This window comes from Pseudomonas sp. FSL R10-0056 (assembly GCF_009600105.1).
Classification (GTDB): Bacteria; Pseudomonadota; Gammaproteobacteria; order Pseudomonadales; family Pseudomonadaceae; genus Aquipseudomonas; species Aquipseudomonas bubulae.
The window spans coordinates 29,079-40,945 of record NZ_WIWL01000112.1 but is presented as its reverse complement, the minus strand read 5'-3'; the positions used below and the strand labels follow the sequence as shown (position 1 = coordinate 40,945).

At 57.1% G+C, this 11,867-nt stretch carries 9 protein-coding genes; 6 read left to right on the top strand and 3 right to left on the bottom strand.

From position 1 onward, the window contains the following. The first annotated feature begins 211 nt into the window (after positions 1-211). Positions 212-1,093, top strand: coding sequence for an EamA family transporter RarD (gene rarD / locus GHO42_RS05680; RefSeq protein ID WP_095023898.1), 882 nt, complete (start codon positions 212-214; stop codon positions 1,091-1,093). 16 nt (positions 1,094-1,109) lie between these two features. Here the strand turns inward: rarD and GHO42_RS05675 are convergent, their stop codons facing one another. Both GHO42_RS05675 and GHO42_RS05670 read right to left on the bottom strand, forming a co-directional pair. Then, positions 1,110-2,405 (bottom strand): ATP-binding protein, encoded by a 1,296-nt coding sequence (locus GHO42_RS05675; protein ID WP_095019187.1) that lies wholly within the window; start codon positions 2,403-2,405, stop codon positions 1,110-1,112. A 4-nt stretch (positions 2,406-2,409) separates the two neighbouring features. After that, complete coding sequence (locus tag GHO42_RS05670; protein ID WP_153326049.1) at positions 2,410-3,111, bottom strand: response regulator transcription factor; 702 nt, start codon at positions 3,109-3,111, stop codon at positions 2,410-2,412. A 170-nt stretch (positions 3,112-3,281) separates the two neighbouring features. On the opposite strand from GHO42_RS05670, the gene GHO42_RS05665 reads away from it, so the two are divergent. The 3 genes from GHO42_RS05665 to GHO42_RS05655 are packed head-to-tail and all read left to right on the top strand — an operon-like array spanning position 3,282 to position 8,228. Next, positions 3,282-4,436: an efflux RND transporter periplasmic adaptor subunit gene (locus GHO42_RS05665; protein WP_095000261.1), complete on the top strand. Its 1,155-nt coding sequence runs from the start codon at positions 3,282-3,284 to the stop codon at positions 4,434-4,436. A 2-nt stretch (positions 4,437-4,438) separates the two neighbouring features. Continuing rightward, a complete protein-coding gene (locus tag GHO42_RS05660; RefSeq protein ID WP_095000262.1) occupies positions 4,439-7,540 on the top strand; it encodes an efflux RND transporter permease subunit in 3,102 nt (1,033 codons plus the stop codon). Between the two features lie 52 nt (positions 7,541-7,592). Next, complete coding sequence (locus tag GHO42_RS05655) at positions 7,593-8,228, top strand: DUF1345 domain-containing protein (protein WP_095000263.1); 636 nt, start codon at positions 7,593-7,595, stop codon at positions 8,226-8,228. A 57-nt stretch (positions 8,229-8,285) separates the two neighbouring features. On the opposite strand, the gene hppD is transcribed toward GHO42_RS05655, so the two are convergent. Then, positions 8,286-9,362, bottom strand: a complete 1,077-nt coding sequence (gene hppD / locus GHO42_RS05650; RefSeq protein WP_095000264.1) for a 4-hydroxyphenylpyruvate dioxygenase — start codon at positions 9,360-9,362, stop codon at positions 8,286-8,288. Positions 9,363-9,699: 337 nt separating this feature from the next. On the opposite strand from hppD, the gene GHO42_RS05645 reads away from it, so the two are divergent. Both GHO42_RS05645 and GHO42_RS05640 read left to right on the top strand, forming a co-directional pair. After that, positions 9,700-11,247 carry an EAL domain-containing protein gene (locus GHO42_RS05645; protein ID WP_133144602.1) on the top strand — a complete coding sequence of 516 codons (1,548 nt, stop codon included), beginning with the start codon at positions 9,700-9,702 and terminating at the stop codon, positions 11,245-11,247. A 243-nt stretch (positions 11,248-11,490) separates the two neighbouring features. Then, entirely contained in the window at positions 11,491-11,850 is a 360-nt protein-coding gene (locus GHO42_RS05640; RefSeq protein ID WP_095019215.1) for a histone-like nucleoid-structuring protein, MvaT/MvaU family, read from the top strand. Positions 11,851-11,867 lie beyond the last annotated feature (17 nt).

The window sequence follows — 11,867 nt, the reverse complement described above, 5'->3', positions numbered from 1 at the left end:
ACAGCCCACCGTTAATCAGTTTTTTTCATAACACGAACGCTCGTTTAAAACGACTTTGGCCCAGTAATTGCTTAGGCTTTTGCAAGTTCAACATTCTCAACAAGAATCACTCCCAAGTAACTGGTTTAAAAGGCGTTTGCCAATGACCGCCAACAGCCTCAAGCTATGCGCCCACTCACACGAGTAACGTTGTAGATCCATTGAGGTTGTTGTGTCTAAAGGCATTGTTCTATCGATTTTGGCTTCCTGTCTGTTTGGCGTTCTGTACTGGTTCACTTCCCTTCTCTGGCCCCTCGATGGCCAGGAAATCTTCGGCTGGCGAATACTGATCTCGCTGCCCTTCATGACCCTGTTTATCTGCCTCTCTGGCGACTGGAAATGGGTTCCTATAATTTTCAATCGCTTACGCGATAAACCTCTACTGATTCCTTGTGTATTGCTCACCAGTTTCCTGGTTGGTCTGCAGCTGTGGATGTTTATGTGGGGGCCGCTCAATGGACACGGTCTGGATGTGTCGCTGGGTTACTTCCTGTTGCCCCTCACGATGATCCTCACCGGCCGCATTGTGTACGGCGAGCACCTGTCGCACCTGCAGAAAATCGCCACGGCCCTGGCCGTGGTCGGTGTGGCCAATGAGCTGTATCGCACCGGCGGCTTCTCCTGGACGACCCTGGTGGTGGCCATCGGCTACCCGATGTACTTCGTGCTGCGCAAGAAGATCGGCATCGACAACCTGGGTGGCCTCTGGCTGGACATGTTGCTGATGGTTCCGGCGTCCCTGTGGTTTGTGCTGGCAGGGCCGCATATCGACCTTGGCGAGCAACGCCAGGCACTGTATGCGCTGGTGCCTCTGATGGGCATTATCAGTGCTGCGGCAGGCTTCTCGTACATCCTGGCCAGCCGACTGCTGCCCTTCAGCTTGTTTGGCTTGCTCAGCTATGTCGAGCCGGTGCTGCTGGTCGCTGTCGCCCTGTTGCTGGGCGACAGCCTGGAAGAGGGCCAATGGCTGACCTATGGCCCTATCTGGCTCGCGGTGGTCGTGCTGATTATTGAAGGCTTGAAGCATGTGAGTCGCCAGCGACGTTCCATCTAGGTCGCAGTCTCCTTCTTCAGGCCGGCAACCAGAGCTTGAAGCGGGCGCCGCCCAGAGGCGATTGTTCGACATTCAGCGTCCCGCCCTGCGCTTGCAGGGCGCGACGACTGATAGCCAGGCCCAGGCCGAAGCCCCCGGTTGCCCGGTCGCGACTGCGATCCAGGCGGTAGAACGGCTCAAAAATTCGCTCGCGTTCCTGTTCGGGAATGCCGATGCCATCGTCATCTACCCACATCTCACAGCCTTGCGCAGTGACGCTTACACCCACCTGAATTCGTCGGTCGCAATAACGCATGGCATTGCGCAACAGGTTTTGCAGCGCCCGGGCAGTCAGGTGCGGATCAAGGGCAAAACGCTCTTGAGCACCGTGTAACAACACATCCAGCACGATTTCGGGCGCTTCGAGCTCCTCATCGAAACTGCCGAGGATGCTGTCGATAAACTCGTCCAGCGAGACCTCTACCCTTTCCGGCATCAAAGCCGGGTTTTGCAGGCGGCTGAATGACAGCAGCTCAAGCACCAGCCCATCCAGTTCGCGAATATGCCCCACCAGCACTTGCAGGCGCTCACGGCTAGCCCGGGGCAAGTCGTCGCACAAAACCAGGGCCAGGCCGAAGTCCAGGCGCGTCAATGGCGTACGCAACTCGTGGGATACCGCATTGAGCAGGTCCCGCTGCTGGTTGAGCAGGTGCTCGACATCCTGCGCCATGGCGTCGAACACCGTGGCCAGGCCGTGAATATTGGAACGTTGGGAGATCTGCGTACGCTCGCTGAGTTGCCCCTGACCGATACGTGCCGCGGTCAGTTTGAGTCGCTCCAGGTCGCGCCAGTGCGGTCGCAGCCAAAGCAGCAAGCCACCGAGCATGGCGGCACCGATCAGTACGTTGATGCTCCAATACAGCACATTCATGTCAAAGGGGTCTGGCGGCATGACCCATTCGATTGCAACCTGATCGTCCAGCGGTGAAACCACCAGCGTACGCCAGCCCCACTCGCCAATGCGCAACACGCCCTGCCCCTGCTTCAACTGCTGTTGCTCGTCGGCAGTGAACTTGGCATCGCTAATGGGCAGCAGATTGACCCGTATCGGCTGGAACTGCGTGTCGATTTCTCGGGCGAGTTCAGGCCATTGCTCAGGGGGCAGATGATGGAACTGTTTGACCAGCAAGGCCTGCATGCCCCGCGACATGTCGATGTTGTAGTTCATGAAGCGCTCATGAAACAGCGACACGATCACCCCGGGGATCAGGTAACTGGCCGTGGCAAACGTCACGATGGTCACCAGATACAGGCGTATCAGAATCTTGAGCATGGATTCAGCATTCCCATTCCGAGCGACTGAACAGGTAGCCCTTGCCCCATACGGTCTTGATCTTGCGCGCTTCGCCGGCGCAGTCATCGAACTTGCGCCGCAGCTTGGAAATGGCCACATCGACCGAGCGATCAGTACCGTTGAACTCAATGCCACGCAGACGCTGCAGAATCTGGTCACGGCTCAGCACTTCGCCGGCATGCCGGGCCAGCACCACCAGCAGGTTGTACTCGCCGCTGGACAACTCGATCATCTGCCCGCGCCAACTGACGGTGCGTTCCGACAGGTCGATGCACAGGTTGCCGATAACGATACGGTCACTGGCTACTTGCGGCTCGGCCAGGCTGCTGCGACGCAAAAGAGTGCGTACCCGGGCCAACAACACCCGTGGCTCGCAAGGTTTTGTCACATAATCCTCGGCCCCCATCTCTAGCCCCAGCACCTGATCATGGCTATCGTCGCGGGCTGTCAACATCAGGATCGGCAGGCTTGCTGACTCGGTACGGAGCAAACGGCAGACTTGCAGGCCATCAAGGCCTGGCAACATCAGGTCAAGAATGACCAGGTCAGGCGGGTTGCTTCTCGCCCTGTCACAGACTTGATCACCTCGGGCAATCACGCTGACTTGATAGCCATTGCGCTCCAGATAGCTGGCAATCAGCTCCGAAAGTGCGGCATCGTCTTCGACCAGCAAAATAGTGGGCATAATAACTGCTTACAACCGGGGGAAACCCGAAGGATATACAACCTGGCAGGGATAGCCGCATAACCTTCACACTTTTTCACACTCCCTCTACATAGCTTCACAACGCCCCTTGCGTGCTGCGCTTAGCATGCCAAACAGAAACATCCCGCATATTTCAGAAGGCACGATCGTTGAAAAAGCTCTTCGCCCCTCTATTTCTCACGGCCCTGGCCCTGGCCATCAGTGCCTGTGACAAAAGTCCGGTCGCTGAAACCCGACCTCCTTTGGCCAAAGTGCGCAGCGAAGTCATCGCTACGGCGCCGCTGTCGGTCAATAACGAATTGAGCGGGCGCGTGGTCGCCCCGCGCGTGGCGCAAGTCAGTGCCCGTGTTGCAGGCGTGGTGCTCAAGCGCGTGTACATCGAAGGCAGTGAAGTCAAACAGGGCGACGTGCTGTTTTTGATCGACCCTGCACCGTTTCAGGCCGATCTGGACAGCGCTCAGGCAGCATTGCGCAAATCCGAGGCAGTGGCCCTGCAGGCAAAACTGCAGGACCAGCGTTATGCCGAGCTGATCGGCATCAATGCCATCAGCCGCCAGGATCATGACAACGCACGGGCAGCGGCCCAGCAGGCCAACGCCGATGTGGCTGCCAACAAGGCCGCCGTCCAGCGGGCAAAACTGAACCTGGGCTATGCCACCGTGACCGCGCCGATTTCCGGGCGCATTGGCCGGGCGCTGGTTACCGAAGGTGCACTGGTTGGCCAGGGCGAGGTCACGCCAATGGCGCGCATCCAGCAACTGAACCCGATCCATGTCGACCTCACCCAGTCCACCCGCGACCTGGACAACCTGCGTGAAGCTTTCCGCGCTGGCGAATTGCAACAAGTTGGCAAGCAACAGGCCAGGGCCACCCTGATTCGTGACAATGGCAGTCTCTACCCGTTGCCGGGCAAGCTGCTGTTCACCGACGTCACCGTGGACCCGAGCACCGGGCAGATCATTCTGCGCAGCGAGTTCCCCAACCCGGACTACGACCTGTTGCCCGGCAGCTTTGTGCGGGTACGCCTGGAACAGGCCGTCAACAAGGAAGGCATCAGCGTGCCGCAACGGGCAATCCTGCGCGACAGCGCCGGCATCGCCCAGGTGCTGCTGATCGATGCCGACAACCGCGTGCAGCTGCAACCGGTACAACTGGGCGGCGCGCAGAATGATCGCTGGGCGGTCACGTCCGGGCTTAAGGCCGGTGACCGGATTGTCACTGAAGGCCTGCAACACGCCCGCCCGGGCGAACAAGTACAAATAGATGACCCGACACTTCCTCTCGCACACTCCACGGATCGGTGAGCATGCCGCAGTTCTTTATCGACCGCCCGGTCTTTGCCTGGGTCGTTGCGTTGTTCATTATGCTGGCGGGGGCTTTGGCCATCCCGCAGCTGCCCGTCGCCAAATACCCCGATGTGGCACCGCCGCAGGTCGAGGTGTACGCGATTTACCCCGGCGCCTCGGCACAAACCCTGGACGAAAGCGTAGTCAGTCTGATCGAGCAGGAGCTCAACGGTACCGACGGCCTGCTCTATTTCGAATCCCAAAGCAGCCTGGGCAGTGCCAGCATTACCGCGACGTTCAAACCCGGCACTGACCCGGAAATGGCCCAGGTGGATGTCCAGAACCGCCTTAAAGCGGTGGAATCACGCCTGCCCCAGGCGGTTATCCAGCAAGGCTTGCAGGTGGAGAAGATCTCCTCGGGCTTTCTGATGCTGGTGACCCTGACCGCCGACAGCACCAGCACGCTGGACGAGGTCGCGCTAAGCGACTACCTGGCGCGCAACGTGATGAACGAGGTCAAGCGTATCGACGGCGTCGGCAAGGCCCAGCTGTATGGTGCCGAGCGGGCCATGCGCATCTGGATCGACCCGCAGAAGCTGATCGGTTTCAACCTGACCCCAGCGGATGTCAACCAGGCCATTGCCAGCCAGAACGCCCAGGTATCGGCAGGCAGCATCGGCGACTTGCCGGGTCGTTCTACCCAGGAAATAACCGCCACGGTACTGGTCAAGGGTCAGCTCTCAACCCCGCAAGAGTTTGCCGATATTGTCCTGCGCGCCAACCCGGACGGTTCAACCGTGCGCGTCAGCGATGTGGCCCGGGTTGAGATCGGTAGCCAGGAATACCAGTACGGCACCCGCTTGAACGGCAAGTCGGCCAGCGCCTTCAGCGTCAAGCTGGCCCCGGAAGCCAACGCGCTGAATACCGGCAACCTGATTCGCGCCAAGATGGACGAGCTCAGCCGCTACTTCCCGGCCGGTGTCGAGTACACCATCCCCTATGACACCACGCCCTTTGTCAAAGTCTCGATTACCAAGGTCATCTACACCCTGGTCGAAGCCATGGTGCTGGTGTTTCTGGTGATGTACCTGTTCTTGCAGAACATTCGCTACACCCTGATCCCGACCCTGGTGGTGCCGGTGGCGCTGATGGGCACGTTCGCCACGATGCTGGTACTGGGATTCTCGATCAACGTCCTGACCATGTTCGGCATGGTGCTGGCCATCGGCATTCTGGTGGACGATGCCATTGTGGTGGTGGAGAACGTCGAGCGGATCATGGTCAGCGAGGGGTTGTCGCCCCGCGAGGCCACACGCAAGGCGATGACCCAGATCAGCGGCGCGATTGTCGGCATCACCCTGGTGCTGGTGGCCGTGTTTATTCCGATGGCATTCATGCCGGGCTCGGTGGGGGTTATTTACCAGCAGTTCTCGCTGTCGATGGCGACCTCGATTCTGTTCTCGGCATTTCTGGCCCTGTCATTGACCCCGGCGCTGTGCGCAACCCTGCTCAAGCCGATCGCCAAGGGCGAGCATCACGCCAAGGGCGGGTTTTTTGGCTGGTTCAACCGCAAGTTCGAGCACCTGAGCGCAGGTTATGAAAACTGGGTGGTGCATCTGATCAAGCGCAGCGGCCGCTATCTGCTGCTATATGGTGCTTTGCTGGTGGTTCTGGTGTTGTGCTTTGCGCGCCTGCCCTCGTCTTTTTTACCGGTCGAGGATCAGGGTTACATCATCACCGATATCCAGTTGCCACCCGGTGCCAGCCAGAACCGCACAATCAACGTGGTCGAGCAGATCGAGGCCCACAACGCCAGCGAGACCGGCGTGGGCAACACCACGATGATTCTGGGTTTCAGCTTCTCGGGCAGCGGGCAAAACGCGGCACTGGCCTTCACCACCCTGAAGGACTGGTCGCAACGCGGCGCCAAAGACTCGGCGTCTGCCATCGCCGATCGGGCCAACGCTGCCTTCAGTGAAATCAAGGACGCGATTGCCTTTGCCATCTTGCCACCCCCGGTCAGCGGCCTGGGTACGTCCAGTGGTTTTGAGTTCCGCCTGCAAGACCGCGGCGGGGTCGGTTATGACGCCTTGATGCAAGCCCGCAGCGAACTGCTGGCACTGGCGGAAAAAAGCCCGGTGCTGGCCAATGTCCGCGAAGAAGCACTGGCAGAGAGCCCGCAAGTGCAGCTGGAGGTCGATCGCAAGCGCGCCAATGCGCTGGGCATCTCCTTTGCAGACATCGGCGCAGTGCTGTCTACCGCCGTAGGGTCGGCCTATATCAACGACTTTCCGAACCAGGGGCGCATGCAGCGGGTCGTGGTGCAGGCTGAAGGCGACCAGCGCAGCCAGGTCGAAGACTTGCTGAAAATCAATGTGCGCAACGACCAGGGCAAGATGGTACCGCTCTCGGCCTTTGTCGAGGCCCGCTGGATCCAGGGGCCATCGCAGTTGACCCGCTACAACGGTTACCCGGCGATTAGCATCTCCGGCGAGTCGGCTGCCGGCCACAGCACCGGCGAGGCGATGGTAGAAGTGCAGCGTCTGGTCGACCAGTTGCCTGCAGGTCTGGGGCTGGAATGGACCGGCCTGTCCTTGCAGGAGCAGGTTTCCGGGGCGCAGGCACCGGTTCTGCTGGCCTTGTCGCTGCTGATCGTGTTCCTGTGCCTGGCAGCGTTGTACGAGAGCTGGTCGATACCGACTGCGGTGTTGCTCGTAGTGCCATTGGGCGTCCTGGGCGCCGTGCTGGCAGTCACGCTGCGCGGGATGCCCAATGACGTATTCTTCAAAGTAGGCCTGATTACGATTATTGGTTTGTCCGCGAAGAACGCCATCTTGATCATCGAGTTTGCCAAGACGCTGTACGACGAAGGCCATGATCTGGTGGACGCTACCGTGCAAGCCGCCCGCCTTCGTCTACGGCCGATTGTCATGACATCGCTGGCGTTTATCCTCGGTGTAGTGCCACTGGCCATTGCCACGGGGGCCAGCTCGGCCAGCCAGCAGGCCATCGGTACGGGGGTGATTGGCGGCATGATCGTCGCCACCCTGGCAGTGGTATTTGTGCCAGTGTTCTTCGTTGTTGTAATGAAACTGACAAGAAGTAAACCTCGTCAGCGTTAAGCCAGCGCGCTGCGTGCTAAGGTGCTGTATTAACTGGTAACAGGGATTGTTTATGCCGCACCTTGCCCGCACCCATCCTCGCCTTACTGTCGCCACCCTGATCGGGGTGGCAGTAGGCATCTTTGCTCCAGCCTCCACTCTGACCAGCAAATTCCTGCTGGGCTGGAATGCCGGTGTCTGGCTGTATCTGGCAATGACGCTCTGGCTGGTGATCCGTTCCAAAGCCAGTGACGTGAAAAGTACAGCCGAAGTGGAAGATGAAAACGCCAGTATGGTGTTGATCACCGTATGCATTGCTTCGATTGCCAGTCTGGCTGCCGTTACCCTTGAACTGTCAGGCAGCAAGCTCAGCGATGACGATCGCCTGATGCATTACGGTTTTACCGGGCTGACGGTGGTGGGTTCGTGGTTGATGATCGGGGTGATTTTCAGCCTGCATTACGCAAGACTGTTCTATAACAACGAAGGGACTGAGCCGGCGTTGCGCTTCCCTGAAGGGGAACTGAACCCGGACTACTGGGACTTTATGTACTTCTCTTTCACCCTCAGTGTTGCGGTACAAACAGCTGATGTGAGTATCGCTACCCGAGAAATGCGCAAGGCGGTGCTGGGGCATTCACTGCTGGGGTTTTTGTTCAACACGGCCGTGCTGGGGTTTTCGATCAATATTGCGGCGGGATTGTTTTAACCGGGCAGTTCAAAGCCCCTCTCCCTTTGGGAGAGGGGCTTTTAGTCAGCAGCTCTGTTAGTCAGCGCTCAATACGCCACGACGTACCTGGTCGCGCTCGATGGATTCGAACAACGCTTTAAAGTTGCCCTCACCAAAACCGTCATCACCCTTACGCTGAATAAACTCAAAGAACACCGGCCCCATCAGGGTTTCCGAGAAGATCTGCAGCAGCAGACGCTTGTCATCCGAGTCAGAGGAACCGTCCAGCAATATGCCACGCGATTGCAGGGCTTCAACCGGCTCGCCGTGATTCGGCAGACGCCCTTCCAGCATTTCGTAGTAGGTCTCAGGCGGTGCCGTCATAAAGCGCATGCCGATTTTTTTCAGGGCGTCCCAGGTCTTGATCAAGTCATCGCTGAGGAAAGCCACGTGCTGAATGCCTTCGCCATTGAACTGCATCAGGAATTCTTCGATCTGGCCTGCGCCCTTGGACGACTCTTCGTTCAAGGGAATGCGGATCATGCCGTCCGGAGCGGTCATAGCCTTGGAGGTCAGGCCGGTGTATTCGCCCTTGATGTCGAAATAACGAATTTCACGGAAGTTGAACAGCTTCTCGTAGAAGTTGGCCCAGTAAGCCATACGCCCGCGATACACGTTATGGGTCAGGTGATCGATGATCTTGAGCCCGGCACCTACCGGGTGGCGGTCTACACCTTCGATAAAGACAAAGTCGATATCGTAAATCGAGCTGCCTTCACCGTAACGATCAATCAGATACAGCGGCGCGCCGCCAATGCCTTTAATGGCTGGCAGGTTCAGCTCCATTGGCCCTGTAGGGATATGCACTGGTTGTGCGCCAAGTTCCAGCGCGCGGTTGTAGGCTTGTTGCGCATTGCGCACGCGAAAAGCCATGCCACAAACCGAAGGACCGTGTTCCGCCGCGAAGTAGGACGCAACACTGTGGGGCTCATTGTTGAGGATCAGATTGATATCGCCCTGGCGATACAAGTGCACGTCCTTGGAGCGATGGGTTGCTACCTTGGTGAAGCCCATGATTTCAAATACAGGCTCAAGGGTATTGGGTACAGGGGACGCGAATTCGATGAATTCAAAGCCCATCAGGCCCATCGGGTTTTCGTATAGATCAGCCATTTTTGGCGCCTCATCATGGTCATTTTTAGAATTAACAGAGGTTATTTGCTAAGAATGCGGATGCTGGCAGGAGGCGCACAGGAGATCCCGCGTACACTGCGCGCGAGAAAATCACCGTAGATCAATTGCAACCCGAATCGCTTCATTTCGATCCATCTCTTACGCGGTAGGGCTTCTGCTCGCAGAAGTCGTTATTCTTGTATGCGTAAGCCGATTCTACATGGCGTAATCATATTTGTCCTACGCCATATGAAATTGCCCTGTGTGCGGCGCATGCCTTTACTATTGTTCTGTCAGTTTGCACCCAAGCCATCTCCACGCGTTACCAGGATCCTGCATGCCACTCACTCTGAAGCTGAGCCGAAAATGGACTGATCGCTACGCCCTGATTGTACTTAGCGGCTTGTTGCCAGTAGTACTGGGGGTTCTGATCATTGTCTGGCAGGCCAACCGGTCACTCAAACAGGAGACCACACAAACCGCCCAAGAGGCAGTGCGTCAGTTTGACTTGATGCTGGACAATGCAAAGCTTGCTGCCGATGTCGTCTTGCCGCTGGCAGGCCAGGACTGCGAGCACGTTGAACTGGCCTTGCGCGATCAGGTCACGCGCCGACCCTTCGTGCGCTCGGTTAACCTGGTGTGGGACAACCAGATTTACTGCACTTCTTTATTTGGCAATTTCAAAGAAGCCGTAACCCCCGAAAACTATGCGGGTGGTGTGTTGTGGCTGATGCCAGGCACGCTGGTGACACCCAATGACCCCGTCCTGGTTTATCGGCAAAACCAGGAAAAGCGCGGCGTGCTGATCAGCCTGTACGGTTTTCATCTGGTTAACGTTTTAGGGCTGATCAATCAGAAAACCCAATTATTGATAGAAGTTGGCGATGTATGGATTGATCGCTATGGCCTGGTGCGCAACACACCGTCACCTCATCTGCCCGTTGCTCAAGCAACAGTACCTTCAACTGATTACCCCTACCGCGTAGTCGCCGGGTTTAATGAGGGTGAAGTCTGGCGCTATGTCGCCTCGCAATACCCGGGCTTGATGGCTTTATTTATGTTCCTCGGGGTTATTTCTGCGGCGACAGTTCATCAACTCAAAAAACGCGCCACCTCCCCCACCCATGAACTGCAGCGAGCCCTGGACGCTGCCGAATTTATTCCTTACTTGCAGCCGGTTGTAAGGGGCGACACCAAACAATGGGCCGGCGCCGAAGTATTGATGCGCTGGCAACACCCCAAAGAAGGGCTGGTTCGTCCCGATCTGTTTATCCCGTTCGCAGAACATTCGGGATTGATTGTGCCGATGACGCGCTCGCTGATGGAACAAACCGCACTCTTGCTGGCCCCTCATGCCAATAGCATGGAGCGCGGGTTTCACCTGGCATTCAATATTACCGCTCATCATTGCCAGAATCTGGAGTTGGTAGAGGACTGCCGGTGCTTTCTCGAAGCGTTCCCGCCAGGGCATATCAATCTTGTACTGGAACTTACCGAGCGCGAGTTGATCGTACCGAGCACCACAACCCATCAATTGTTTAGCCAGTTGCACGCACTGGGGGTCATGATTGCCATTGATGACTTTGGCACCGGCCATTCCAGCTTGAGTTACTTGCGCGAGTTCAACGTTGATTACTTGAAAATCGATCAGAGCTTTGTCGCCATGATCGGCGCCGATGCATTGTCCGGGCATATTCTGGAGAGCATTATTGAACTAAGCGCCAAGCTGGACCTGGGCATTGTCGCCGAAGGCGTAGAAACACAAGAGCAAAGCCAGTACCTGGCCGACCATGGGGTTGATTTTTTGCAGGGCTATTTATTTGCCCGGCCAATGCAACCGGTCGACTTTATCCGGGCTTTGCAGGCGCAGTTAACGACCACTTAATAATAAACAGCCGTGCAGTTTAAAAACTTTTTTCAAACTGCCCCGCGCGGGACTTGGCAGCACAAGAATTAACAACTACAATTTTTTTGTCGCGACACGAACTTTAAATGATTGCATCAACAGGCGTGCCGACCAGGAGCAACCCCCTTGGACGCACGCACTGTAAATCTTGTGCATTCCAAACCAAACATCATTAATTCGCCTCGGTCACGTACCACCGAAGCTGTGAATGGAGTAATGACTTTGTCTAGACTTGCTGAGTTTCGCGCTGCTGAAAAAGCGCTACAAGAACAGCTGGCTCAATTGGAAGCCTTGAAAAATGATGCCGGACTTAAAAAAGAAATCGAGTTCGAAGAAAAACTTCAAGCCTTGATGAAAACCTACGGTAAAAATCTTCGGGACATCATCGCCATCCTTGACCCCAACCCTGCGGCGTCAAAAGGGGCATCTGCGCCCAAGCAGCGCAAGGCGCGGGTGCTTAAGGTCTATCAGAATCCGCACACCGGCGAGCTGATAGAAACCAAAGGCGGCAACCACCGCGGTTTGAAAGCCTGGAAAGAAGAATACGGCGCAGCCACCGTGGATACCTGGCTTCGTGCATAAAGCCCGTGCACACTCTA